Genomic DNA, 24940 nt, shown 5'->3' with positions numbered 1-24940 from the left:
GCTTATTTTTTTTCTTCACATTTCATCAGCGTCCATTAGAATCTCTTAGCAAATGCAGACCAAGAACCATTGAATGTACGGGGAATTGAAAAACCCTTTCTGTTTTTACCGAAAGCCGTCGAAGAAATTTTTGGATCTCCGTTGCCATTTTGACAAATTCTTAACAACCATCATGATTTAATAAAAGCACGATTTTGAGATGGGTGGTGTTGGAAAATGATAGGGAAGTTGACAAAAGAACTGACAGGACCAGGGAATGGATTAGGGAGCCTGGTACGATTCAATCGTCAGATGCTGCGTATTTGGAACAGGTGCGTCAGATTAGGACAAGCACTTCTTTTTCAATGGGGTCTTCTGTTAATCGTTGTAGGGTTTTTGCTAGGACGGGCAATGATTTTATCAGAATTAACGCCATTTGCTCTTCCGTTTTTGGCGGCCGTGTATGTCCTAAAGCGAGACAAGGTGGCTGTTGCCGCTATGGCATTACTGCTTGGTGCGATGACAAGTTATCACAACGGCATCTTTTTTTTAATGACATCAATGTTTGTCTACTTTTTTGTTCAAAAGATCATAGACTACTATCGTAAGGATCGAACGAAGATGTTGCCATATACCGTCTTTCTCGCTAGTATCGCTGCCCGTCTGTGTATTATTTATATTCTGGAAGGGGCAATATCTAATTACGCTTTTATGATGGCCACAGTTGAAGCAGGGCTTAGTTTTATCCTTACGATGATTTTTTTGCAAAGTGTTCCACTAATTACAGCCAAAAAAATTCAGCAGCCGTTACGAAATGAAGAAATTATATGTATTGTCATTTTACTTGCCTCTGTGATGACTGGAACGGTCGGTTGGTTTTTATACGGCATGACGGCTGAGCATGTATTCGCCAGGTACTTGGTGCTGCTGTTTGCATTTGTTGGTGGGGCAGCAATTGGTTCAACGGTAGGGGTTGTGACAGGTTTGATCTTAAGCTTAGCGAGTGTAGCAAGCCTTTATCAAATGAGTCTTCTTGCATTTGCAGGTCTCTTAGGTGGTCTTTTAAAAGACGGTAAAAAATTAGGCGTAGGCCTTGGGCTTCTCGTCGGTACAATGCTTATTGGATTATATGGAGAAGGGGGGGCAAATATTCAAGTTACGATGATGGAATCCCTCCTTGCCATTGGTGTATTTCTCCTTACGCCAAAGGGATGGATTGATAGGCTTTCTCGTTATATCCCTGGGACAGTTGAGCATACGAAGGAACAACAGCAATATTTACGGAAGATCCGCGATCTAACAGCAGGGCGGGTTGAGCAATTCTCTACTCTTTTTCAGACGCTTTCCACGAGCTTTTCTGCTCCTTCTTCACAGGATGGAAAAGAAGAAATAGAGAAAGAAATGGATTATTTTCTGAGCAATGTAACTGAGAAAACGTGTCAGACGTGCTTTAAAAAAGAACGATGCTGGGTGCAAAACTTCTCGAAAACCTATGAATCAATGGAGCGTTTGCTGACAGAAACGGAGCATTACGGTCATGTGAGAGATGCTGTGCTTATGAAGGAATGGAAAAAACATTGTACAAAGTCAGAAAAAGTAATTCAAGCCATCTACCATGAGCACAATCAATACCAGGTGAACCAAAAGCTAAAGCGTCAGGTGCTAGAGAGTCGCAAGCTTGTGGCTGATCAATTATTAGGTGTCTCAAGAGTCATGGGAGACTTTGCAAAAGAAATTCAAAAAGAAAAGGAGGCACACCACGTACAGGAGGAACAAATGCTTGAAGCGCTACGAAGTGCAGGGCTAGAAATTGGTCATATTGATATTTACCGACTTGAAAAAGGATGCATTGAAATTGAAATGAGTGTAGCAAGTGATAATGGGCATGGACAAAGTGAAAAATGCATTGCCCCGATGTTATCAGACATGATAGGGGAAACGATTGTCGTCAAACAGGAGGAGCGAGGGTACTATCCAAATGGGTATAGTCACATCTCATTTTGCTCAGCCAAGCAGTACAAAATCAAGATGGGGGTGGCGAATGTCGCAAAAGGGGGAGCCTGGGTATCTGGGGATAGTTATTCGACCATTGAGCTTGGCTCAGGGAAATTTGCGATTGCTATTAGTGATGGAATGGGGAATGGGGAGCGCGCTCATTTTGAGAGTAATGAAACGCTGCAGCTTTTGCAAAAGGTACTCCAGTCAGGAATTGAGGAAACGGTTGCGATTAAATCGATCAACTCGGTGCTTTCTTTACGCACAACAGATGAAATTTTTTCAACCTTAGACTTGGCGATGGTTGACTTGCAAGATGCTTCAGTTAATTTTCTGAAGATTGGCTCAATACCGAGCTTTATTAAACGAGGAAACCGAGTAATTAAAATTGAGGCAAACAATTTACCGATGGGGATGATCCAAGAGTTTGATGTTGATGTGGTCAGTCAGCAGTTAAAAGCAGGGGATTTACTCATTATGATGAGCGATGGTATTTTTGATGCGCCTAAACAAATTGAAAACAAGGAATTATGGATAAAGCGTTTGATCTCTGAACTGGATACAGACGATCCCCAAGAAGCAGCAGATCTGATTTTGGAGCGCGTTATCCGATCCGGGCATAACCAAATCGAAGATGATATGACCGTCATCGTCTCGCAAGTAAAGCATAATTTACCGAAATGGGCAGCCATTCCCCTTTATAAAAAAACACCACGATTGCTTCGAAAAAAAGCACAATGACAAGGAAATGTTCGACAAACGAATAAATACAGGTATAAATCCATTCCCCCTTGTAAACGATGGTACCAACTAGAGGAATTGGAGGGGACCGATGAATGGGAAAAGGTACACTAAAACAGATTTTGCTATTAACAGATGGTTGTTCAAATCAAGGTGAGGACCCAGTTGCCATTGCTGCTCTAGCAAAGGAGCAAGGGATAACCGTTAATGTGATCGGAGTCGTTGATGATCACCACCTCGGTCAACAAGGGATAGAGGAGGTTGAAGCAATTGCTTTAGCAGGAGGAGGAGTTAGTCAAATCGTGTATGCCAAACAGCTGGCAAAAACCGTTCAAATGGTGACACGAAAGGCGATGACACAGACGTTGCATGGGGTTGTGAATAAAGAGCTTCAACAAATTTTAGGGACAAAGCAAGAGATGGAGAGTCTTTCTCCTGAAAAACGAGGACAAGTCATGGAGGTTGTGGATGAATTAAGTGAAACGATAAACTTAGAGGTTCTCATCTTAATAGATACAAGTGCAAGTATGAAAAATAAGCTTCCAATGGTGCAAGAAGCGTTAACTGATTTATCGATAAGCTTGACATCAAGAATAGGGGATAACCGTTTTTCTCTTTATTCATTTCCCGGGAAACGAAAAGAGATCGATCGGCTCTTGGATTGGACACCACAGCTTCAAGCCTTAACCGGCGTTTTTCACAAGCTTTCTTCAGGTGGGATTACTCCTACAGGACCAGCGCTCCGAATTGCGTTGGAGAAGTTTGTGAAAAACAGCCCGCGAAGGAGTTTGGTGGCGGATAATGAAGAACAGCTATTCGAAGAGCCAGGTATGTAATTTTCCAGGGGGGATGCGTTTAACCGGGAAATGGAATAAACAAACGTATCAACTCGTGCGAAAGCTAGGTTCTGGGGCAACCGGTACCGTTTATTTAGCCAATTCTGCTCGAGGGCAAGTGGCGATTAAGCTTGCTGAAAACAATATGGCGATTGCCTCGGAAGTAAATGTATTGAAGCATTTTAGTAAGGTTCAAGGTCAGGTGCTTGGGCCTTCTTTACTTGATGTGGATGATATGGTGACAATTACAGGTACGTATCCGTTTTATGTTATGGAATATTTAAAAGGCACAGAGCTCATTTATTATATGCAAAAGCGGGGACCAGAGTGGGTCGGGATTTTGATTGTACAGCTTCTCGACGATTTAAAACGGTTACATCAAGCTGGATGGGTGTTTGGCGACTTAAAGCCAGATAATCTTCTCGTTGTTGGTCCGCCAGCGCGGATTCGCTGGATCGATGTAGGTGGGACGACGATGATGGGTCGTTCGATTAAGGAGTACACTGAATTTTTTGATCGTGGCTATTGGGGGCTTGGAACACGAAAAGCAGAGCCTGCCTATGATTTATTTGCGATTGTGATGGTGATGATTAATTGCTACTATCCGAGGCGGTTTGAAAAGCAAATGGATAAGCCAATCCTTCAATTAAAGAAAGCGATTTATTCAAAAGAAGCTCTATATCCTTATCGAGAGGTCATGGTAAAAGCCCTTCAGAGTAAATTTGAGGATGCTGAGGCGATGCGAAAGGCGATGATTCAAGCGATGAGTCGGGGTGTAAGTGGCCATTCTTTTCCTGAAAAAAAAACTCCTCGACCGCTGCGCCATCAAGTAAAAAAACGGAAAGGGAAAAAAACCTCCAATTTAGTGGAAATCTTTCTTTTCATCTCTTTTCTTCTACTGGTATATATCCTATACTTATTTGGACAAATGATGTGACATTTAGGTAGCAGTGAAGGATGGAGGCATTTCCATGAATAAGGCAGACCGAATGATGGATATCTGTATGCTAGCAGGTGAGATTATGCTCATGTACGGTGCAGAAACCTATCGTGTGGAAGAAACACTAGAGAGAATGGCAAAATCGGCTGGCTTTCGAAATGTTCATAGCTTTGTAACGACAACAGGAATTTTTTTATCGTTTGAAGAAAAAGGTAATGGTGATGTCATGCAAATGATCCGTGTGGACGATCGCTTGCAGGATTTAAATAAAGTTTCGTTAGTCAATCAAGTGTCTCGAGAGTTCGTAAACGGAGATATTAATGAAGAACAAGCATTTGAGAAGCTTCAAAAGATTGTAAAAGCACCGATGAATTATTCGTCGCTTCTCGTCCATACCGCTTCAGGTGTGGCAGGAGGGGCCTTTTCCTATTTATTTGGCGGGGACTTGCTCGACACCATTCCTGCGTTTTTCGCTGGATTTATGGCTAGTGTAAGCGTTGTGACACTTCAAGAATATTTGAAAGTGAAGTTTTTTGCTGAGTTTATGGCGGCCTTCCTTGGTGGAATTGTCGCCATCTGTCTTGTTTTACTTGGACTTGGCGAGAATTTGGATCAGGTCATTATTGGAACGTTGATGCCACTTGTACCTGGTGTTCCATTAACCAACTCCGTTCGTGATTTAATATCAGGTGATCTTGTGGCAGGAGTTAGCCGAGGGGCTGAATGTGTGATTACGTCGCTTGCGATTGCTACAGGGATCGCTTTAGCCATTGCGCTTTTATTATAAAAGAGGGGAGTGCATCTGATGATTGTAGAGCTCGTGTTTTGTTTTATAGCGACTGTCGCCTTTGGAATTATCTTTAACGTTCCCAAAAAAGCGATATGGCTCGGTGGTATAATTGGGGCAGTGGCATGGTATATTTACAGAACATTGCCTGAATACGATGTGTCTACCGTTTTCGCAACAGCTGTTGCTTCCCTTGTAGGCGCGACGATCGCTCACCTGTTGGCAAAGCGTTATCGGGTTCCTGTGACCACATTTAGTATCCCGGGTATCATTCCCCTTGTTCCAGGAAGTCGTGCTTATTTTACAATGCTTGCCTTTGTAGATGGCGATTACATCCTTGGCCTCCAGCTTGGTATTGAAACAATGTTACAAGCAGGAGCAATTGCTGGTGGATTAGTCTTTGCCCTTTCTATTTTCTCGTTTGGGAAAGGAGGGATCGGACAACGATATGAGACACGACGTTCATAATTTTATTCAACACCAAGATCTTTTCAAAGACGGTGGAACGGTTGTTGTTGCTGTTTCTGGTGGTCCGGATTCCATGGCTCTCCTTCACTTTTTACATACAGAAAGAGAGCGATATAACCTCCAAGTGATTGCAGCCCATGCCCATCATCAACTCAGGGCAAAGGAGGCAGACGAGGATTGGGCATACATCTTGCGGTTTTGTGAATTGTATCGGATACCGGTTGTAACGAAAAAGCTAGACGTACGTGAATATCAACAGCAGACAGGTGATAGCATACAGGTTGCCGCAAGAGAATGCCGCTATGAATGGTTGAAGGACGTGATGGTTGAAAAGAGGGCTCAGTTTGTTGCAACAGCCCATCATGGGGACGATCAAATTGAAACAATTCTCATGAAACAAGTTCGAGGTTCGTATACCTTAAGTAAAGGCGGAATTCCCGTACAACGGCCTTTTGGAACAGGAACGCTGATTCGACCGTTTTTAAGAATAACGAAGGCACAAATTGAGCAATATTGTAAGGACACTGGAATTTTACCGCGGCGGGATTCAAGCAACCAGTCACCGGCTTATACGAGAAATCGGTTTCGTCAACAGCTCCTTCCTTTTATTAAGGCGGAAAACCCCCAGGCTCATGTTCACTTCCAACGTTTAAGTGAATGGAAGCAGGATGATGAAACGTTCTTGTTGCAATTAGCAGAACAATCCTTGTCAGAAGCGACCCTTGAAAAAAATGAACAAAAGATGACAATCGATCGAGTGCTTTTTCTTCAAGCTTCCCTCCCTTTACAAAGGAGAATGATTCATCTAATATTAAATTATCTTTATGGAAAATTTTCACCCTTTCATACGTCTATACATATTGAACGTATTCTTGAACTCATTAACGGAAAAGCACCGTCCAAAGAAGTGCACCTTCCTGAAGGACTTGTTGTAAAAAGGGTCTATGAACGGTTTGAATGTTCGTTTTATCGAAATACCATACCTTTTCTTACTCAAACCCTCTCTGTTCCTGGCGAACTCCTAACGTCGGTCGGTCGTTTCAAAGCTGAACTTTTGACGCAAAAAAAAGCATCAGACACAAAGGCTCAATTTTCTTTCAGTGTAAGTGACCTTGAACTGCCATTAATCATACGCAGTCGTCTCCCAGGGGATCGAGTTTCATTACAAACTAAGCAAGGGTCAAAAAAAGTGAACCGTTTATTTATTGATGAAAAGGTTGAGAAAGGCTTACGAAATTGTTGGCCGATTGTAACTGATGGGAAGGGAAAGATTCTTTGGATTCCTGGTTTGTACCGTTTACAGGAGCAATCCCGTTCTGAGGGGCCAACTTCTTTTCTAGCAATAACGTTTGAACCAAGCATTGAACAAATGCAGCGACGCATGAAGACATGAATTGTACATAATAGGAGGCGCACGACAGTTTTATGAGAGACGATATTCAAGAAATTCTTATTTCAGAAGAAGAAATTCAGGAAAAAATCCGTGAGTTAGGTGGTTTGATTACGGAAGAATACAAGGATAAGTTTCCTCTTGTCATTGGTGTTCTAAAGGGTGCAATGCCTTTTATGGCTGATTTAGTAAAACGAATCGATACGCATCTTGAAATGGACTTTATGGATGTATCGAGCTACGGTAAGGGCATGGCATCATCAGGCGAGGTAAAGATTTTAAAAGATCTCGATACGTCTGTAGAAGGGCGAGATATTCTCATTGTTGAGGATATTATCGATAGTGGGCTTACCCTTAGTTATTTAATCAAGCTTTTCCACTATCGCAAAGCGAAATCAGTGAAAGTTGTGACATTGCTTGATAAACCAGAAGGGCGCAAAGTGGATTTGGTACCAGATATCACAGGTTTTACCGTCCCAGATGCATTTGTTGTCGGTTATGGGTTAGATTACGCAGAACGTTATCGAAACCTCCCATATATCGGGGTATTAAAGCCTGAAATTTACGAGGGCTAATGTTTGTGAAAAAAGGAACAGTTATGATACTATAGTCTAAGCTTTATTGTGCGTGGGAGGAGGTCAGGAATGAATCGGATATTCCGAAATACAATATTTTACTTGCTTATTTTTCTCGTAATCGTCGGGATTGTTAGCTTCTTTAGTGCAGAACCATCTGAGACCGAGCAGATTACGTTCGATCAATTTAAACAATACCTGGAGGCGGGTGAGGTGGAGAGCCTCTCCGTAAAGCCTGAGCTGCAAGTGTATCTTGTACGCGGACAATTATCAGGTGCTGCAGAAGATGAATTTTTCCAAACGCATGTGTTAAAAACGGAGCAAGTGGCTGAAATGATTGCCAATGCTTCTGGTCCTGGCGGTGCTCCTTTAGAGTTTGAGGTGCTTCCAGCCGATGAAACAAGCGGATGGGTACAATTCTTTACGGGGATCATCCCATTTATTATCATTTTCATTCTCTTCTTCTTCTTGTTAAGCCAAGCGCAGGGCGGTGGAAGTCGTGTGATGAACTTTGGTAAGAGCAAGGCGAAGATGGTGAACGAAGATAAGAAAAAAGCGAAATTTAAAGATGTTGCAGGTGCAGATGAAGAGAAGCAAGAGCTTGTGGAAGTGGTTGAATTCTTAAAAGATCCACGCAAGTTCTCTGCAATCGGTGCACGTATTCCAAAAGGGGTTCTTTTGGTCGGACCTCCTGGTACGGGTAAAACCCTTTTAGCTAGAGCGGTTGCTGGAGAAGCTGGTGTTCCGTTTTTCTCAATAAGTGGTTCTGACTTTGTTGAGATGTTTGTCGGTGTCGGTGCTTCCCGTGTCCGTGACCTTTTTGAAAATGCGAAGAAAAATGCTCCATGTATCATTTTCATCGATGAAATTGATGCAGTAGGGCGTCAGCGTGGTGCAGGTCTTGGTGGTGGCCACGATGAGCGTGAGCAAACCTTGAACCAGCTCCTTGTTGAGATGGATGGATTTAGTGCAAATGAAGGAATCATTATCATTGCAGCAACAAACCGTGCAGATATTCTTGACCCAGCCTTGTTACGTCCTGGTCGTTTTGACCGTCAAATTATGGTTGGTCGCCCGGATGTAAAAGGTCGTGAAGAGGTCTTGAAGGTTCATGCACGCAATAAGCCATTAAATGATGATGTGAACTTGAAGACCATTGCAACACGAACACCTGGTTTTTCTGGTGCGGATTTAGAAAACTTGCTAAACGAAGCAGCACTTGTTGCTGCCCGTAATAATGAGACGAAAATTAGTATGATTCATATCGAGGAAGCGATAGACCGTGTGATTGCAGGTCCTGCGAAAAAGAGCCGTGTCATTTCCGAGAAGGAAAAGAACATTGTCGCTTGGCATGAAGCTGGACATACCGTTGTTGGGGTGAAGCTTGAGAACGCTGATATGGTTCATAAAGTAACGATTGTTCCAAGGGGTATGGCTGGTGGATACGCTGTGATGCTTCCGAAAGAAGACCGCTATTTCATGACGAAGCCAGAGCTTCTTGATAAAATTGTTGGTTTGCTAGGCGGACGTGTTGCGGAAGAAATTCAGTTTGGGGAAGTGAGTACAGGTGCCCATAATGACTTCCAGCGAGCTACAGGAATCGCCCGCAAAATGGTGACAGAGTACGGGATGAGTGACAAGCTCGGTCCAGTGCAGTTTGGTTCAGGTTCTGGAGGTCAGGTGTTCCTTGGCCGAGATATTCAGAATGAACAAAACTATAGTGACGCCATTGCCTATGAAATTGACCTTGAAGTCCAACGGATTATTAAGGAAAGCTATGATCGTTGTAAGCAAATCTTAACGGAAAACAAAGAAAGTCTTGATCTTGTCGCAAAAACATTGCTAGAGCTTGAAACGCTTGATGCGGAACAAATTCAGTCTCTCATCAATGAAGGCAAGCTTCCTGAAAACCATCACTTGGCAGACAAGATTGTTGGTAACGCAGAAGACGGCGATTCTGACGTCAAAGTGAACATCAATTCCAAAAAGGATGCAGATGAACGTGGCGTAGAAGAGCCTGAGATGACTCCAGAGACACCATCTGATGATGAGCCTGTCTCTCGAGAAGAGGGCATTGATCCAAAAAAGAATGACTAAGCTATATGTTGTTAACACTCCGCTTTATCTTTAAAAGCTGACTCAGCAGGTCGCATGATGGGACCGAAAAGAGTCAGCTTTTTTCTTTGAAAGAAAAGCATACTATTTCAAAGCGCTCTAGCAGCAAACGCCAATCTCTCCTATTTTTAACAAGAAAAAAATGATACACTTGAATAAAGTGAAAAAAGTGAAAAAAGTGAAAAAAGTGAAAAAAAGAAAATGAAAGCGCTATCTTCTTTTTGTTATTCTTATTCTCTATCTTTTCCACAAAAAACAGCATGAGCGGCTCGCTCTTCCCACTTGGATGGAAACGAAAGCGGAAGGACTTCATTGTTTCACCAACTTGAACTGAAGCTCCGTCCCCTTTTCCAAAAGAAAAGAGATTGAGTAATTAATCGTTGGCTTAGGACTTTTTGAAAAGAGGGATGACTTAATGAAAGTGTCTTTATTTATTACGTGCCTTGCGGATGTCTTTTATCCGAGGGTAGGAAAAGATACCGTGGAAATCCTTGAACGAATCGGTTGTGAAGTGGTTTTCCCGGAGAACCAAACGTGCTGTGGCCAGCCTGCCTATAATAGCGGCTACCATAAGGAAGCGAAAAATGTGGCCAAACATATGATTCAAGTATTTGACCAATCTGATTATGTCGTCTCCCCATCAGGCTCTTGTGTGGCGATGATCCAGGAGTACGTTCATTTATTTTCTTCAGATGAAAAAGAGTGGAAGGCACGAGCTAAAGCATTAAGTGAAAAGACGTTTGAACTCACACAATTTCTCGTAGATGTTCTGAAAATAGAAGACGTAGGAGCCGCTTTAACAAAAAATGCGACCTATCATACGTCATGCCACATGACGAGATTGCTAGGAGTGAAGGATGCTCCGATGAAGCTATTAAAGAACGTAAAAGGCTTACAAGTAACAAATTTACCGAATAAGGAAACCTGTTGTGGATTTGGAGGGACGTTCTCTGTCAAAATGGTGCCCATTTCGGAGCAATTGGTCAATGAAAAGATTGCTCATATTGAAGAAACAGAAGCGGAGGTTTTGATTGGGGCTGATTGCGGCTGTTTGATGAATATCGGTGGAAGAATTGACCGACTAGGGAAGCCGATAAATGTCATGCATATTGCACAAGTGCTGAACAGCAAAGAAGGATAAAAAAGGGAGGTGAGCCAAGGTGCCAATGAAGTTTGGTGACGTTGGATTTTTCGGGCGTGTCGATCAAGGGATTCAAAATGATTTTATGAGAAATGCAATGGTGTCTGCTCAAGAGCGGTTAAAGCTAGCAAAATCCAATGCTGCTGAAGAATTAGGGAATTGGGAAGAATGGCGTGAGCTCGGAGAAGAAATTCGTCAGCATACGTTGGAAAACCTAGATTACTATTTAGAGCAGCTAGCAAGCAACGTGATGAAAAGAGGAGGGCATGTTTTTTTTGCCCAGACGGCCGAAGAAGCGAACGAATATATTACGGGGATTGCAAAAGGAAAAAAGGCGAAGAAAATCATTAAATCGAAGTCAATGGTTACGGAAGAGATTAGTATGAATGATGCCCTTGAAGCGATTGGCTGTGAAGTAATTGAGTCTGATCTCGGTGAGTATATTTTGCAGCTGGACCATGACCCACCATCCCATATTGTTGCACCAGCACTACATAAAAACAAAGAACAAATTCGAGAAACGTTTGCTGAAAAAAAGGGATACAAGCTTACATCGAAGCCAGAGGAGCTAACTTTATTTGCAAGAGAGCAGTTACGGGAGGAGTTTTTGACCGCTGAGATTGGGATTACTGGCTGTAATTTTGCCGTAGCGGAATCAGGCAGCATCACGCTTGTGACGAATGAGGGGAACGCGCGTCTCGCAACAACACTCCCTAAGACACAAATTACCGTCATGGGGATGGAGCGAATTGTCCCGACATGGGAAGAGCTTGATATACTTGTGAGCTTGCTTTGCCGAAGTGCTGTCGGTCAAAAGCTAACAAGCTACATTACAGGGCTAACAGGGCCAAAGGATCAAGGGGATGTAGATGGTCCTGATGAGTTTCATCTTGTCATTGTCGATAATGGCCGTTCAAACATTTTAGGAACGGAATTTCAATCAGCTCTTCATTGCATTCGTTGTGCGGCATGCATTAATGTCTGTCCGATTTATCGGCACATTGGTGGACACTCCTATGGATCGATTTATCCTGGACCGATTGGGGCTGTCTTATCTCCTCTACTCGGAGGCTATGATCATTTTAAGGAGCTACCGTATGCTTCGAGCTTGTGCGCCGCATGCACAGAAGCTTGTCCTGTCAAGATTCCGTTACATGATTTACTTGTAAAACATCGCCGAAGCATTGTAGAGGACCAAGGAAAAGGGACCTTCGGTGAAAAATTGGCGATGAAAGGCTTTGCGATGGCTGCAAGCTCCCCGAAGCTTTATAAGCTTGGTTCAAAAGCAGTACCTTCCATGACGGGACCTTTTACGAAGGATGGGAAAATATCAAAAGGGCCAGGTCCGATCAAACCATGGACGGACATTCGAGATTTCCCTGAACCAAGTAAGCAAAGCTTTAGAGACTGGTTCAAAAAAAGAGAAAAGGGTGAGTATAAGTCATGAAGCTGGGGAGCGTGCATAATCAAGAACGATTTTTAGACGAGGTTGCGAAGCGGTTAGGCCGTGAGCGAAGAAAAACAGATGTCGTACGTCCAAATTGGAAGCGGCAACCACAGCGAGAGGTGTTGAGCGAGCTAACAAAAGATGAGTTGGTAGACCTGTTAAAAATTCAATGTACACGAATCCATACACAAGTGGAGGAAGCAACCGCGGATAGACTCAATTTCGTGCTTGAAGCGGTGATTGAACAATTAGGCGCACGATCGATCGTTAGCTGGGAGGACCCAAGGTTTGAGGAATACGGGATTTCATCCTATTTTGCCAATGCTGTTTCAAAAGGAAAGGACGTTCACATTTGGGACCCAAATATCGGTGATGAAAACACGATGATCACAGAAAAAGCAGATGTAGGCATTTCCTTCTCAGACATGACCCTTGCTGAGTCAGGAACCGTTGTTCTTTTTAGCAATAAGGGGAAAGGAAGGTCGGTCAGCTTACTTCCAACGTATTATGTTGCCATCATTCCAAAAAGTACAATTGTTCCACGAATGACGCAAGCAACGACCTTTATTCATGAAATGCAACAAGAAAGAGGCTTCATTCCTTCATGCATTAACTTCATATCAGGTCCGAGCAACAGCGCGGACATTGAAATGAATTTAGTAGTAGGCGTTCATGGGCCGATTCGAGCCGTGTATATTATCGTAACCGACAAATAAAATCTGACACTGAAAGAGCAAAGCGATAAGAGCTTTGCTCTTTCACTTGATCCATTAAGGGCGAATCTCAGCAAGCACTTCTTTTGTTTCCTCTGTTCCAAGCCTATATATTTCATCATACAATTCCTTGATTTTTTTCCCTGTTTCCGTTTTTTCCTCATCTGCTGCTTGTTCCTGAAACGGTCGTTGGAAAATTTGCTATGGCTCAAAGTCATCATTGCCGATATCCTCCATTAACGCTTTAAGACGATCTTTTTCATCCTCAGCCGCCCTGATTTCGTACTGAATCATATTATCAGAGGTTTTCGCTTCATACGATACCAAGCATTGACATGGGACTGGGACAAAAGAGTTTTTATTGAAGAGAAATCCGAACGTCATGACGTTGCTGCATAGCAATCGCTTCGGGAATATCCTTCGCTTTCCGCGGGCGGCTGGTGAACCTCCTCGTGCTTTTTGCACTGTGGGGTCTCACCCTTGCCTTTGATCCGCAGGTGTCTACGTCTATTTCCTCCGCTAAGGTTGTGCATTGTTCGCATGTTCAATCATACACGTTCGTTATGTCCCAGCCTCATTGACATGTCCAGTGAGACAAAATACTTTTTTTCTCCAATCAAAGCAACTTCATTACTTAGGCTTTTTTCTGTGGAAAAGGGGACTTACAAGATGATAAAGCAGGAAGCTTGTCGCTCACACTGCCTTAATTGAAATGGTGCACAGCATGAACGGAGGACTCGTTTTCATCCCAGTGGGAAGAGTGTGCCGCTCATGCTGGTTTCTGTGCATACCTATACCCACCAAAAAAAAAGGACACACATGGAATACATGTCCGTTGCGAGTGAGATAAGATGACATCTTCATTTTTATCATTCATAATGACTAGGAGTGAGTTTTCAATAATGGATAAGGTGATGTGCATGATTCTAGTCATAGACGTGGGAAATACAAACATCGTACTTGGTGTATATAAGGGGGAAGAGCTTATACACCATTGGCGAATGGCCACAAGTCGACAGAAGACAGAAGATGAGTATGCGATGGTCGTAAAATCACTATTTGATCATCAAGGTCTATCTTTTGAAGAGATTGATGGCATAATTATTTCGTCCGTTGTTCCACCAATTATGTTCCCTTTGGAGCAAATGTGTAAAAGGTATTTTAAGCTTGAGCCAATGATTATCGGACCTGGCATTAAGACAGGTCTAAACATAAAATATGATAATCCACGAGAAGTGGGGGCAGACCGCATTGTGAATGCAGTGGCAGCGATAGAGCTTTATGGAAGTCCGCTCATTGTCGTCGATTTTGGGACTGCTACAACCTATTGCTATATTAATGAGGAGAAACAATACATGGGCGGTGTAATCGCACCAGGAATTACGATTTCTGCAGAGGCCCTTTATACAAGGGCATCCAAGCTACCCCGGATTGAAATTGCCAAACCGAAGCAAGTGGTCGGTACGAATACCGTCAATTCTATGCAATCAGGTATTTTTTATGGGTACGTGAGCCAAGTTGATGGGGTTGTCAAACGAATGAAGGCCCAAGCAAAGAGGGAACCTAAAGTGATAGCTACAGGGGGGTTGGCAAAGCTAATCGGAGAAGAGTCGGAATCCATTGATGTGGTCGATTCGTTTTTAACGCTCAAAGGTTTACAAATGATTTATACAAAGAACGTATGAGAGGAAGATGAACATGAGTGATTATTTAATTAAATCAACTGGATATGATGGAAAAGTAAGAGCCTATGCGCTAGTAGCAACAGAGATGGTAAATGAAGCAGTCCGCAGACAAGGAACATGGCCCACAGCGTCTGCAGCATTAGGAAGAGCGATGATGGCAAGTACAATGATGGCAACAATGATGAAGGGTGACTCCAAGCTAACCGTAAAAATCGAAGGTGGCGGTCCGATCGGAGCCATTATTATTGATAGCAACACGAAAGGCGAAACAAGAGGCTATGTGTCCCATCCTCACGTACATTTTGACTTAAATAAGCATGGCAAGCTAGATGTTGCGCGTGCAGTTGGTACAAGCGGTTCATTGTCGGTTGTAAAAGACCTTGGCATGCGCGAAAACTTTACAGGTAGTGTTCCAATTATTTCTGGGGAGCTAGGTGAAGACTTTACGTATTACTTTGCTTCGTCTGAACAGACACCGTCATCTGTCGGAGTGGGTGTCTTAGTCAATCCAGATAACTCGATCTTAGCTGCTGGCGGCTTTGTGATTCAGATGATGCCAGGGGCCGATGATGCGGTTGCCGAAGAAATTGAAAAACGTCTTAGTTCCATGCCGCCAATTTCTAAGCTGGTTGAACAAGGCATGTCTCCAGAGGAAATCGTTTCAACTGTGTTGGGAGAGGGCAATGTTAAAATCCATGAGAAGCTGCCCATTCGTTTTGCATGCCATTGTTCGAAGGAACGTGTGGCGAATGCGATCATTAGTCTTGGGTTAGAAGAGATTCGTGAAATGATCGATGAAGATGGTGGTGCTGAAACCCGTTGTCATTTTTGTAATGAGGTATACAATTTTACAAAAGGCGATCTTGAAGAGCTGTATGAAGAAGCGGTAGCAACTGGTAAAAACTAATAAAATGGTTGACTTATCTGAAAACGTCTGCTATTATAATCTTAATAAAACCAATGAAATTACTTGGAATTAGGAGGCGTAATCATGAAAGTCGCAAACTCAATTACCGAGCTAATCGGTCAAACACCATTAGTCAAGTTAAATCGTCTTGTTAGTGATAAACATGCGGATGTTTATTTGAAGCTTGAATATTTTAACCCTGGAAGCAGTGTTAAAGATCGTATTGGTCTTGCAATGATTGAAGCTGCTGAGAAATCTGGTCAACTAAAGCCAGGTGATACAATTGTTGAGCCCACTAGTGGAAACACAGGTATCGGCTTAGCGATGGTGGCTGCAGCAAAAGGATATAAGACAAAGCTTGTTATGCCCGAAACAATGAGTTTAGAGCGACGGAACCTTCTTCGTGCATATGGAGCTGAGCTTGTTTTAACACCAGGACCTGAAGGAATGGGTGGAGCGATCCGTAAAGCAACAGAGCTTGCAAAAGAAGAAGGCTATTTCATGCCACAACAGTTTGAAAACGAAGCAAACCCAGCTATTCACCGTGAAACAACAGGGAAAGAGCTTCTAGAGCAAGTAGATGGTCAATTAGATGGCTTTGTCTCAGGGATTGGAACAGGTGGAACCATTACGGGTGCAGGTGGGTTATTGAAGGAGCACTTCCCGAACTTGCATATCGCCGCTGTTGAGCCAAAGGATTCTCCTGTTTTATCAGGTGGAAACCCAGGACCTCATAAAATCCAAGGAATTGGCGCGGGCTTTGTTCCAAAAATCCTTAAAACAGACATTTACGATGAAGTGATTCAAGTATCAACAGAGGAAGCGTTTGAGTATGCTCGCCGTGCAGCGAAGGAAGAAGGAATTCTTGGTGGAATTTCTTCAGGTGCAGCCATCTTTGCAGCGCTACAAGTCGCTGAAAAGCTTGGACCAGGTAAAAAAGTTGTTGCGATCATTCCTTCTAACGGTGAACGCTACTTAAGTACACCACTTTATCAATTTGAAGACTAATCAATAGAAGCTGATCGATAATAGCTTCCAGTTTCCATAGAAAAGCAGTCCTAGATGTGTGAAGCAGGACTGCTTTTCTGCTTTTCTTCCTTTCTTCCTTCATGTAAACTAGAAAGAAGGATTAAGGATGAGCAGGAGTGAGCTGGGTTGGAGCATGTGACACACCCTATAACTGGGCGGTCCTGCATGACAACATCGTTTTCTATGCAGGAGGCTGCCTGGTTTCAAACATACAAGCGTCTATCAATAGAAGAGGAACATCATGTTCTGTTGGAAAGTGGACGTGGTGGGCGGTACAGCATTATTGGCTTGAGGCCTGTCGCGCTTCTCACTGGAAAAGGACAGAAATTAACGGTTGAAACAAAGGAAGGGAAGGAAACGAAAGAAGGAAAGCTTCTTTCCTTAATGCGAGAGACCCTTGCACCCTTTGCGTCTGGTAGCGTATCTGATGCCCCGCCTTTTCAAGGGGGAGCGATTGGCTATTTTAGCTACGATCTTGTCCGGGAAATTGAACAAATCCCAGACGAAGCGGAAGATGATTTGCAGCTTCCAGACCTTTTTTATATGGTGTTTGATGATGTGTTCGTCTACGATCACCGTGAACAAAAAATGTGGGTATTCGTGCATGGAGCTGCGGAGGATGCGCCCCTTTTAGAAAATCGTCTTGCAGTTTATGAAGCACAGTGGCAGAATCAAGACGCTATGTCCAAGGAATGGGCGTTGCAGCAAGCAACAGACGCTACGGCGTCGCCATTTCAGACATCTTTTTCAGAAGAGACCTTTGGCGAGGCTGTTGAGAAGATTCGTGAATACATTGCTGCAGGGGATGTTTTTCAAGTGAACCTTTCTGTAAGGCAAGGTCGACCTCTCAACGTTCCACCGCTTCATGTGTATGAAACGTTACGAAATATTAATCCATCACCTTATATGAGCTTTATACAAACTCCCTCCTTTCAGGTTGTCAGCGCCTCTCCTGAACTTTTGATTAAAAAGTACGGGAGCGAAATCAGTACAAGACCGATTGCTGGAACACGTTCACGAGGAAAGGATGAGGAGGAGGACGCACGGCTTGTCCATACACTTATCAACAATGAAAAAGAGCGGGCTGAGCATGTCATGCTTGTTGACCTTGAACGAAATGATCTTGGCCGTGTTAGTGAATACGGGTCAGTGGAAGTCGATGAGTTGATGGTCATTGAAAAATACTCTCACGTCATGCACATTGTCTCGAACGTCAAGGGAACCTTACAAAAAGGGAAGGATGCTTATGATGCGATTCGCGCAACCTTTCCAGGTGGAACGATAACAGGGGCACCAAAAGTTCGAACGATGGAAATCATTGAAGAATTGGAGCCAGTGCGTAGAGGGCTCTATACAGGTTCGATTGGCTGGATCGGCTTCAATGGAGATATGGAATTAAACATTGTGATCCGCACGATGCTATGTACGGGTAAGATGGCGTATGTTCAAGCTGGGGCTGGAATTGTCATTGATTCAAATCCCCGCCATGAATATAAAGAATCACTAAAAAAAGCAAGAGCACTATGGCATGCGTTAGAATTAAGTGAAGAAGAGCGAAAGCAAAGAATAGGGAAGCAGAGCTGAGGAGGAAAAAAGATGATTTTAATGATTGATAACTACGATTCCTTTACGTACAACCTTGTTCAATATTTAGGTGAAATGGGTCATGAACTTGAAGTGAGAAGAAATGATGAAGTCACGATTGCTGACATCGAGAAGCTCGCACCTGACTTTTTAATGATTTCTCCAGGTCCATGCAGTCCGAATGAAGCGGGAATTAGCCTTGAAGCGGTTGAATATTTCGCTGGGAAAATTCCAATTTTTGGTGTGTGTCTTGGTCATCAATCGATTGCTCAAGTGTTCGGAGGAGATGTGGTTCGCGCCGGACGTCTGATGCACGGTAAAACATCGCCAATTACTCATGACGGGAATACGATTTTTTCTGAGGTTCCATCTCCTTTTACGGCAACAAGATATCATTCTCTCATCGTCAAAAGAGAAACACTACCTGACTGCTTTGAAATTTCAGCAGAAACAAAAGAGGGGGAGATCATGGCGATTCGCCATAAGGAGCTCCCGATTGAAGGGGTTCAATTCCATCCTGAATCGATTATGACTAATGCAGGAAAACGTTTGTTACGAAATTTTATTGAGTTTTATGGGAAGGAAACAGCCGTATGTACCTCTTTGTAAATGGTCAAGTGATCAAAGAGGAGGAGGCAGCTCTCTCCCCCTTTGATCACGGATACATGTACGGGGTAGGTTTATTTGAAACCTTCCGTCTCTACGAAGGTCATCCATTCCTATTGGATGACCATTTTCGGCGTTTGAGCAAGGGACTCGCTTCTTTATCAATCGACTGGAAAATGGAAAAAGAGCAGGTGCTAGATGCATTACAGGCTCTTTCTGACGCCAATGGCATAAAAAATGCGTACGTCCGTTGGAACGTATCAGCAGGCATTGGACCTCTTGGCCTTTATACCGATACGTACTCTAAACCGACAACGATTGTTTACATGAAACCAATACCAGAAGAAATGGGGACAGAAAAAACAGGGATACTGTTAAAGCTTCGCCGAAATTCCCCTGAAGGTGTAGACCGATTAAAATCACATCATTATTTAAATAATCTGTTAGCAAAGCGAGAAATCGGGAATGACCCAACTAGAGAGGGTATTTTTTTAAGTGAAAAAGGGTATCTTGCGGAAGGGATTGTCTCCAACTTGTTTTGGATAAAAGGAGACACTGTGTATACTCCTGATACGGATACAGGCATCTTAAATGGGATCACCCGTCAGTTTATCCTCGCCCTTTGTAAAAAAAATCAAATTCCTTTTGAAATAGGCTGTTACTCGGTGGAAGCATTGCTTGAAGCAGATGGTGCCTTTTTAACAAACTCGATTCAAGAAGTTGTGAAGCTGACAGAATTTGATGGACAGGCCTTTAAAAAAGAGCAACCGTTTATTGAGTGGCTCCAGCAGCAATACAAGCTTTTCAGGCATTCCTTATGGAGCAAAAGTGAACTTTAGGAAGGAGATGGCATGAAGATGAGTACACCTTTGACCGTGAAACAAAAAAAGCTACATTTAGACTTTACACGAAAGACCTATGTAATGGGTATTTTGAATGTTACGCCTGACTCTTTTTCTGACGGTGGAAAGTATGACAGCGTAGAACGGGCTGTTCGTCATGCAAAAGAGATGGTTGAAAACGGTGCAGATCTTATCGACATCGGTGGTGAATCCACAAGACCAGGGGCACCAGCAGTCGGAAAAGAAGAAGAGTTGAATCGTGTTCTACCTGTAATTGAAGCGGTTGCGGCTGAAGTGGATGTACCGATCTCGATTGATACGTACAAGGCGGAAGTAGCAAAAAAAGCAATCGAGGCGGGGGCTTCCATTATTAATGATGTGTGGGGGGCAAAAGCGGATGGAGAAATGGCTGATGTTGCAGCTGCATACGACGTGCCAATCATTCTCATGCATAACCGTCACAACAAACAGTATCAGGATCTGATTGCAGATATGATTGCTGATCTACAAGAAAGTATCGCTCTTTGTAAAAAAGCAGGGGTCAGAGAAGAACAAATCATTCTAGATCCTGGCATCGGATTTGCGAAAACGTACGACCATAATCTAGAGGTGATGCGTCGTCTTGATGAACTGACGGCTCTTCCTTATCCGGTATTACTTGGAACCTCAAGGAAATCGTTTATTGCAAAAACATTGGATTTGCCTGTTGATGAGCGAGTGGAAGGTACGGGGGCTACCATTTGTCTAGGTATCGCAAAAGGGTGTCAGATCATTCGTGTACATGATGTGAAAGAAATGAGCCGGATGGTAAAAATGATGGATGCGATGCTTGGGAAGGGACGTGAAACCATTGGATAAAATTTTTATGAATCGGATGGAATTTTACGGGTACCATGGTGTGTTTGAGGAAGAAAATAAACTGGGGCAGCGCTTTTACGTTGATTTGGTTCTTGAGTTAGACCTGCAGCCTGCAGGGACAACCGATGACCTAGCAAAATCAATTAATTATGCTGATGCTTATGACATCACGAAAGGAATCGTAGAAGGAAAACCGTATAAGCTTGTTGAAACGATTGCAGAGTTAATTGCAGACAAGCTAATACGCACATTTTCCTCACTTGAAGCATGTACAGTTAAGGTCATTAAACCTGATCCTCCCATTCCCGGTCACTATGATTCGGTTGCTGTTGAAATCAAGAGGTCACGTACATGAATCATATCGTTTATCTTGCTCTTGGATCCAATCTTGGAGACCGAGAACAATTTTTGAAAAACGCGATCCTGTATTTATCTGAGCATCCTCACATTATCATCAAAAAGCTTTCATCGATTTATGAAACGGAGCCTGTAGGTTATGTGGATCAAGATCCTTTTTTAAACATGGTGGTAGAAATTCAAACGTCGCTTGATGCCTTATCTTTATTGAGCGTAACGCAAGAAATTGAAGAAAAATGTGATCGTGTCCGTGCTATTCGCTGGGGACCTCGAACAATAGACCTTGACATTCTGCTCTATGATCAAGAAAATATGAAGATGGAGAACTTATGCATTCCCCATCCGCGTATGTGGGAACGCGCATTTGTTATTGTCCCGTTAATGGAGCTTAATTCAACCTTAGTCTCTCCTCATGCCGACAAGCCGATTACAGAAGTGTATGGGGAGCTGGCAGATAAAGAGGGTGTAAAGCTATGGAAAAAGATAGCGTGGGTCGAAGAATACGGGCTTTCCGGAAATTAAAGGGTTACACCCAGGAAAGCTTTGCAAGGGCCGTTGGTATATCTGTTTCTGTTTTAGGTGAAATTGAACGTGGCAATCGAATTCCAAATGACTACATTCTTGGACGAGCTTTGTCCGTGTTAAACATAACAACAGAAGAGCTATTTCAAAGTAAGTAGCATTATCGGAGGTGAACAAGATGTTAAAAATCGGCAATATTGAAATGAAAAATCAAGTGGTTTTAGCGCCAATGGCTGGCGTATGTAACCCTGCATTTCGTTTGATCGCAAAAGAATTTGGCGCAGGACTGGTCTGTGCAGAAATGGTTAGCGATAAAGCAATTTTGCATCAAAATGAAAAATCATTAAACATGCTTTACGTGGATGATCGTGAAAAGCCACTAAGCTTGCAAATTTTTGGTGGAGAAAAAGAAACGCTTGTTGAGGCGGCGAAGTTTGTTGATCAGAACACAAATGCAGACATTATTGATATTAATATGGGCTGTCCAGTACCAAAAATCACAAAATGCGATGCAGGTGCAAAGTGGCTATTAGACCCGAATAAGATTTATGAAATGGTCTCTGCTGTTGTGGATGCTGTTGAAAAGCCAGTAACGGTCAAAATGCGTATCGGCTGGGATGAAGATCATATTTTTGCAGTGGACAATGCAAAAGCGGTTGAACGGGCGGGGGGATCTGCTGTGTCTGTTCACGGTCGTACACGTGTTCAAATGTACGAAGGAACTGCTGACTGGAACATTATTAAAGAAGTAAAAGAATCAGTCAACATTCCGGTCATTGGTAACGGAGATGTAAAAACGCCTCAGGATGCACGGAGAATGCTTGATGAAACAGGTGTAGACGGGGTCATGATTGGACGAGCTGCACTAGGGAATCCGTGGATGCTTTACCAGACCATTCGCTACCTAGAGAGTGGCGAGCTTTTACCTGAACCGGGACCAAGAGAGAAAATTGATGTATGTATGCTACATCTTGACCGCCTAACAGCTCTTAAGGGAGAAAAGGTGGCGGTTCGTGAAATGAGAAAGCACGCAGCTTGGTACTTGAAAGGCATGCGTGGAAATGGAAAAATCCGCGATCAAATTAATCAGTTTGAAACAAGGGAAGACGTTCGTTCTACATTATACGCGTTCGTCGATGAGCTTGAAGCAAGAGCGGCAGCGGCGAGTGCGGTCTAAGCCAATGAAAACGATGCACTAGGACTGTCTCATCAGGTTTGGTTTGCCCTGCAAAATGAAAGGGCAGCCTATCTGATGTGGACAGCCTTTTCTACATAGAGAGATACAAAGATGTGGTAGCTTATGAAATAGGAGATGATTGTGTAATGAGCCAAGAGCTCGAGTTAAATGATTTGTTAGCGGTACGCCGCGAGAAATTAAAGAAGCTAGAAGAACAAGGTTATAATCCGTTCGGCGGAAAATTCAACCGTACCCATACGGCTCAAGTGATGAATGAACAGTTTGGTGCTGAACCAAAAGAAGCGTTAGATGAAGCGAAACACGAGGTTGTGTTGGCTGGTCGTGTGATGACAAAGCGTGGAAAAGGGAAAGCAGGCTTTGCTCATATCCAAGATCTAACTGGACAAATTCAAATCTATGTTCGCCAGGATGCTGTCGGTGAGGAGCAATACGAGCTGTTTAATTCCATTGACATTGGTGACATTGTTGGGGTTACTGGTGTGGCGTTTAAAACAAAAGTGGGGGAGCTTTCAGTAAAAGTAACAGACTTCCAGCTATTATCTAAATCGCTGCGACCTCTTCCAGATAAATTTCATGGGTTAAAAGATATCGAGCAGCGCTACCGTCAGCGATATGTGGATTTGATTGTGAATCCAGAGGTTCGTGATACGTTTGTTTTACGGAGTAAAATCCTTCAATCTATGCGCCGGTATTTAGACAGCCGTGGTTATCTTGAAGTGGAAACACCGACGATGCATTCAATCGCCGGTGGGGCGTCGGCGCGTCCATTTATCACTCATCACAATGCGTTAGATATGAAGCTATACATGCGTATTGCGATCGAGCTCCATTTAAAACGCTTGATTGTGGGCGGTCTGGAAAAGGTATATGAAATTGGTCGTGTCTTCCGAAATGAAGGTGTATCGACGCGCCATAACCCTGAGTTCACAATGATTGAGCTCTATGAGGCATATGCTGACTATAAGGATATCATGGTGTTAACGGAAGAATTGATTGCCCATATTGCAAAAGACGTTCTCGGAACGACGAAGATTCAATATGGAGAGTATGAAGTGGATTTAGAGCCTCAGTGGAAACGAATCCATATGGCTGATGCCATTAAAGAGGAGACAGGCGTTGATTTTTGGAAAGAAATGACGGACGAAGAAGCGCGTGCCCTAGCCAAAGAGCATCGTGTTCATGTGAAGGACACGATGACATTCGGCCATGTCGTGAATGAATTTTTCGAGCAATTTGTTGAAGAGAAGCTCATTCAACCAACCTTTGTCTATGGTCATCCTGTTGCGATTTCTCCACTTGCGAAAAAGAATCCGGACGATCCTCGCTTTACGGATCGCTTTGAATTGTTTATCGTTGGCCGCGAGCATGCAAATGCGTTCTCTGAGTTGAACGATCCAATTGATCAGCGTCAACGATTTGAACAGCAGCTTGTTGAACGTGAGCAGGGAGACGATGAAGCTCATATGATGGATGAAGATTTTGTTGAATCATTAGAGTATGGGATGCCTCCAACAGGTGGTCTTGGGATTGGAATCGATCGACTTGTCATGCTATTGACGAACTCTCCTTCCATTCGTGACGTTTTGTTATTCCCGCAGATGCGCCATCGTGAGTCAGGTGAAACTGAATAAACAGAGAAAGGGCCGTCTCCGCTCGAGGAGGCGGCTCTGTTTGCTTGAAATGGTATTTTGCGTAAGGACACAGACCTTACCCCAGTGTAGGTGGGAACTTCCAATGAACGAGAACTTTTTCTCTTTGGTTTCGTTTCTTTTTTAATAGAGGCGCTTTCTTTTTTTTGAGAAAATGAGTATAATTAGAGACAAGCTGTTTTTTTAACAGAAAAATCGATTAAAAAAATGCTTGTTTTCATGAAAGAATGGTGGTATATTATTTCTTGTCGCTAAGACATCTTAAAAGAATTTTAAAAAAGTTGTTGACTCGATTTTAACGATGTGTTAAATTAGTAAAGTCGCTGTTAAACGACAAGCAGTTCTTTGAAAACTGAACAAAAGCCAAGCGTAATAAGAGATACAAGGTATCTCGTCAATGAATTTTTTTAATGAAGAGCTAAGTCAGCTTGAAGATAGAAATGGATGGCAGGTTAAGGTCGCAACGTCCTGTTGCAGCACTTGTACATCCATGTACTTCGGAGAGTTTGATCCTGGCTCAGGACGAACGCTGGCGGCGTGCCTAATACATGCAAGTCGAGCGGACCAAAGGGAGCT

General features: G+C 43.2%; 24 protein-coding genes and 1 rRNA gene. 24 read left to right on the top strand and 1 reads right to left on the bottom strand.

Translation table 11 applies throughout. The features are described from left to right. Nucleotides 1–216: 216 nt before the first annotated feature. The 11 genes from spoIIE to BLT_RS0120050 all read left to right on the top strand — a co-directional run bounded on the left by spoIIE (nucleotide 217) and on the right by BLT_RS0120050 (nucleotide 13130). Nucleotides 217–2715 carry a stage II sporulation protein E gene (spoIIE, locus tag BLT_RS0120105; protein ID WP_017729493.1) on the top strand — a complete coding sequence of 833 codons (2499 nt, stop codon included), beginning with the start codon at nucleotides 217–219 and terminating at the stop codon, nucleotides 2713–2715. A 95-nt stretch (nucleotides 2716–2810) separates the two neighbouring features. Further along, nucleotides 2811–3551 carry a VWA domain-containing protein gene (locus BLT_RS0120100; RefSeq protein WP_017729492.1) on the top strand — a complete coding sequence of 247 codons (741 nt, stop codon included), beginning with the start codon at nucleotides 2811–2813 and terminating at the stop codon, nucleotides 3549–3551. 13 nt (nucleotides 3552–3564) lie between these two features. Next, nucleotides 3565–4488 (top strand): protein kinase domain-containing protein, encoded by a 924-nt coding sequence (locus tag BLT_RS0120095; protein WP_017729491.1) that lies wholly within the window; start codon nucleotides 3565–3567, stop codon nucleotides 4486–4488. A 34-nt stretch (nucleotides 4489–4522) separates the two neighbouring features. Continuing rightward, nucleotides 4523–5278, top strand: a complete 756-nt coding sequence (locus BLT_RS0120090) for a threonine/serine exporter family protein (protein WP_017729490.1) — start codon at nucleotides 4523–4525, stop codon at nucleotides 5276–5278. An 18-nt stretch (nucleotides 5279–5296) separates the two neighbouring features. Further along, nucleotides 5297–5746, top strand: a complete 450-nt coding sequence (locus BLT_RS0120085; protein WP_017729489.1) for a threonine/serine exporter family protein — start codon at nucleotides 5297–5299, stop codon at nucleotides 5744–5746. Next, nucleotides 5727–7139: a tRNA lysidine(34) synthetase TilS gene (gene tilS, locus BLT_RS0120080; RefSeq protein ID WP_017729488.1), complete on the top strand. Its 1413-nt coding sequence runs from the start codon at nucleotides 5727–5729 to the stop codon at nucleotides 7137–7139. Before BLT_RS0120085 ends, tilS begins: the two co-directional genes overlap by 20 nt. A 32-nt stretch (nucleotides 7140–7171) precedes the next feature. Next, nucleotides 7172–7711 carry a hypoxanthine phosphoribosyltransferase gene (gene hpt, locus BLT_RS0120075; RefSeq protein ID WP_017729487.1) on the top strand — a complete coding sequence of 180 codons (540 nt, stop codon included), beginning with the start codon at nucleotides 7172–7174 and terminating at the stop codon, nucleotides 7709–7711. Between the two features lie 69 nt (nucleotides 7712–7780). Continuing rightward, nucleotides 7781–9808 carry an ATP-dependent zinc metalloprotease FtsH gene (gene ftsH, locus BLT_RS0120070; RefSeq protein ID WP_017729486.1) on the top strand — a complete coding sequence of 676 codons (2028 nt, stop codon included), beginning with the start codon at nucleotides 7781–7783 and terminating at the stop codon, nucleotides 9806–9808. Between the two features lie 433 nt (nucleotides 9809–10241). After that, nucleotides 10242–10967: a (Fe-S)-binding protein gene (locus tag BLT_RS0120060; protein ID WP_017729484.1), complete on the top strand. Its 726-nt coding sequence runs from the start codon at nucleotides 10242–10244 to the stop codon at nucleotides 10965–10967. Nucleotides 10968–10986: 19 nt separating this feature from the next. Further along, complete coding sequence (locus BLT_RS0120055) at nucleotides 10987–12414, top strand: LutB/LldF family L-lactate oxidation iron-sulfur protein (protein WP_017729483.1); 1428 nt, start codon at nucleotides 10987–10989, stop codon at nucleotides 12412–12414. Then, nucleotides 12411–13130: a LutC/YkgG family protein gene (locus tag BLT_RS0120050; RefSeq protein WP_017729482.1), complete on the top strand. Its 720-nt coding sequence runs from the start codon at nucleotides 12411–12413 to the stop codon at nucleotides 13128–13130. The genes BLT_RS0120055 and BLT_RS0120050 overlap by 4 nt, the downstream gene beginning before the upstream one ends. 198 nt (nucleotides 13131–13328) lie before the next feature. Here BLT_RS0120050 and BLT_RS24630 read toward each other — a convergent pair whose 3' ends face one another. After that, on the bottom strand, nucleotides 13329–13592 hold the full coding sequence (locus BLT_RS24630) for a hypothetical protein (protein ID WP_017729481.1): 264 nt from the start codon (nucleotides 13590–13592) through the stop codon (nucleotides 13329–13331). 455 nt (nucleotides 13593–14047) lie between these two features. Between BLT_RS24630 and BLT_RS0120040 the strand changes: the two genes are divergently transcribed. The 13 genes from BLT_RS0120040 to BLT_RS0119980 form a co-directional block, all read left to right on the top strand. Further along, on the top strand, nucleotides 14048–14812 hold the full coding sequence (locus BLT_RS0120040; protein WP_026105214.1) for a type III pantothenate kinase: 765 nt from the start codon (nucleotides 14048–14050) through the stop codon (nucleotides 14810–14812). 13 nt (nucleotides 14813–14825) lie between these two features. Beyond that, nucleotides 14826–15719 carry an Hsp33 family molecular chaperone HslO gene (hslO, locus tag BLT_RS0120035; RefSeq protein ID WP_017729479.1) on the top strand — a complete coding sequence of 298 codons (894 nt, stop codon included), beginning with the start codon at nucleotides 14826–14828 and terminating at the stop codon, nucleotides 15717–15719. 84 nt (nucleotides 15720–15803) lie between these two features. After that, nucleotides 15804–16727, top strand: coding sequence for a cysteine synthase A (gene cysK, locus BLT_RS0120030; protein ID WP_017729478.1), 924 nt, complete (start codon nucleotides 15804–15806; stop codon nucleotides 16725–16727). Nucleotides 16728–16913: 186 nt separating this feature from the next. Beyond that, the gene (gene pabB / locus BLT_RS0120025) at nucleotides 16914–18332 is read left to right on the top strand and encodes an aminodeoxychorismate synthase, component I (protein ID WP_035426154.1); all 1419 of its coding nucleotides are present in this window, start codon (nucleotides 16914–16916) and stop codon (nucleotides 18330–18332) included. A gap of 12 nt (nucleotides 18333–18344) precedes the next feature. Beyond that, entirely contained in the window at nucleotides 18345–18941 is a 597-nt protein-coding gene (gene pabA, locus BLT_RS0120020; protein WP_017729476.1) for an aminodeoxychorismate/anthranilate synthase component II, read from the top strand. Further along, on the top strand, nucleotides 18926–19777 hold the full coding sequence (gene pabC / locus BLT_RS0120015; protein WP_017729475.1) for an aminodeoxychorismate lyase: 852 nt from the start codon (nucleotides 18926–18928) through the stop codon (nucleotides 19775–19777). The genes pabA and pabC overlap by 16 nt, the downstream gene beginning before the upstream one ends. Before the next feature lie 18 nt (nucleotides 19778–19795). After that, the gene (gene folP / locus BLT_RS0120010) at nucleotides 19796–20638 is read left to right on the top strand and encodes a dihydropteroate synthase (RefSeq protein WP_017729474.1); all 843 of its coding nucleotides are present in this window, start codon (nucleotides 19796–19798) and stop codon (nucleotides 20636–20638) included. Further along, nucleotides 20631–20993: a dihydroneopterin aldolase gene (folB, locus tag BLT_RS0120005; RefSeq protein ID WP_017729473.1), complete on the top strand. Its 363-nt coding sequence runs from the start codon at nucleotides 20631–20633 to the stop codon at nucleotides 20991–20993. The genes folP and folB overlap by 8 nt, the downstream gene beginning before the upstream one ends. Continuing rightward, the gene (gene folK, locus BLT_RS0120000) at nucleotides 20990–21517 is read left to right on the top strand and encodes a 2-amino-4-hydroxy-6-hydroxymethyldihydropteridine diphosphokinase (RefSeq protein ID WP_017729472.1); all 528 of its coding nucleotides are present in this window, start codon (nucleotides 20990–20992) and stop codon (nucleotides 21515–21517) included. Before folB ends, folK begins: the two co-directional genes overlap by 4 nt. Continuing rightward, nucleotides 21469–21675 carry a helix-turn-helix domain-containing protein gene (locus BLT_RS0119995; protein ID WP_017729471.1) on the top strand — a complete coding sequence of 69 codons (207 nt, stop codon included), beginning with the start codon at nucleotides 21469–21471 and terminating at the stop codon, nucleotides 21673–21675. Before folK ends, BLT_RS0119995 begins: the two co-directional genes overlap by 49 nt. 20 nt (nucleotides 21676–21695) lie before the next feature. Then, a complete protein-coding gene (gene dusB / locus BLT_RS0119990) occupies nucleotides 21696–22694 on the top strand; it encodes a tRNA dihydrouridine synthase DusB (RefSeq protein ID WP_017729470.1) in 999 nt (332 codons plus the stop codon). Between the two features lie 146 nt (nucleotides 22695–22840). Further along, complete coding sequence (gene lysS, locus BLT_RS0119985) at nucleotides 22841–24346, top strand: lysine--tRNA ligase (RefSeq protein WP_017729469.1); 1506 nt, start codon at nucleotides 22841–22843, stop codon at nucleotides 24344–24346. A 512-nt stretch (nucleotides 24347–24858) separates the two neighbouring features. Further along, a 16S ribosomal RNA gene (locus BLT_RS0119980) occupies nucleotides 24859–24940 on the top strand; the annotation flags it as partial.

The sequence above is a fragment of the Halalkalibacterium ligniniphilum genome, from assembly GCF_000334155.1.
GTDB classification, from domain to species: domain Bacteria; phylum Bacillota; class Bacilli; order Bacillales; family Bacillaceae_D; genus Halalkalibacterium; species Halalkalibacterium ligniniphilum.
The sequence above is the reverse complement of the archived record's forward strand: the minus strand, read 5'-3'. Positions and strand labels throughout refer to the sequence as shown.

Excerpts from the sequence above, each read along its gene's own strand:
- BLT_RS0120060 (WP_017729484.1), top strand. The coding sequence starts at position 10,242 with ATGAAAGTGTCTTTATTTATTACGTGCCTTGCGGATGTCTTTTATCCG.
- dusB (WP_017729470.1), top strand. The coding sequence starts at position 21,696 with ATGTTAAAAATCGGCAATATTGAAATGAAAAATCAAGTGGTTTTAGCG.
- spoIIE (WP_017729493.1), top strand. The coding sequence starts at position 217 with ATGATAGGGAAGTTGACAAAAGAACTGACAGGACCAGGGAATGGATTA.
- pabB (WP_035426154.1), top strand. The coding sequence starts at position 16,914 with ATGACAACATCGTTTTCTATGCAGGAGGCTGCCTGGTTTCAAACATAC.
- BLT_RS0120040 (WP_026105214.1), top strand. The coding sequence starts at position 14,048 with ATGATTCTAGTCATAGACGTGGGAAATACAAACATCGTACTTGGTGTA.
- BLT_RS0120085 (WP_017729489.1), top strand. The coding sequence starts at position 5,297 with ATGATTGTAGAGCTCGTGTTTTGTTTTATAGCGACTGTCGCCTTTGGA.
- BLT_RS0120100 (WP_017729492.1), top strand. The coding sequence starts at position 2,811 with ATGGGAAAAGGTACACTAAAACAGATTTTGCTATTAACAGATGGTTGT.
- tilS (WP_017729488.1), top strand. The coding sequence starts at position 5,727 with ATGAGACACGACGTTCATAATTTTATTCAACACCAAGATCTTTTCAAA.
- hpt (WP_017729487.1), top strand. The coding sequence starts at position 7,172 with ATGAGAGACGATATTCAAGAAATTCTTATTTCAGAAGAAGAAATTCAG.
- folK (WP_017729472.1), top strand. The coding sequence starts at position 20,990 with ATGAATCATATCGTTTATCTTGCTCTTGGATCCAATCTTGGAGACCGA.
- ftsH (WP_017729486.1), top strand. The coding sequence starts at position 7,781 with ATGAATCGGATATTCCGAAATACAATATTTTACTTGCTTATTTTTCTC.
- cysK (WP_017729478.1), top strand. The coding sequence starts at position 15,804 with ATGAAAGTCGCAAACTCAATTACCGAGCTAATCGGTCAAACACCATTA.
- BLT_RS0120095 (WP_017729491.1), top strand. The coding sequence starts at position 3,565 with ATGCGTTTAACCGGGAAATGGAATAAACAAACGTATCAACTCGTGCGA.
- hslO (WP_017729479.1), top strand. The coding sequence starts at position 14,826 with ATGAGTGATTATTTAATTAAATCAACTGGATATGATGGAAAAGTAAGA.
- lysS (WP_017729469.1), top strand. The coding sequence starts at position 22,841 with ATGAGCCAAGAGCTCGAGTTAAATGATTTGTTAGCGGTACGCCGCGAG.
- BLT_RS0120050 (WP_017729482.1), top strand. The coding sequence starts at position 12,411 with ATGAAGCTGGGGAGCGTGCATAATCAAGAACGATTTTTAGACGAGGTT.
- BLT_RS0119995 (WP_017729471.1), top strand. The coding sequence starts at position 21,469 with ATGGAAAAAGATAGCGTGGGTCGAAGAATACGGGCTTTCCGGAAATTA.
- pabC (WP_017729475.1), top strand. The coding sequence starts at position 18,926 with ATGTACCTCTTTGTAAATGGTCAAGTGATCAAAGAGGAGGAGGCAGCT.
- folP (WP_017729474.1), top strand. The coding sequence starts at position 19,796 with ATGAGTACACCTTTGACCGTGAAACAAAAAAAGCTACATTTAGACTTT.
- pabA (WP_017729476.1), top strand. The coding sequence starts at position 18,345 with ATGATTTTAATGATTGATAACTACGATTCCTTTACGTACAACCTTGTT.
- BLT_RS0120090 (WP_017729490.1), top strand. The coding sequence starts at position 4,523 with ATGAATAAGGCAGACCGAATGATGGATATCTGTATGCTAGCAGGTGAG.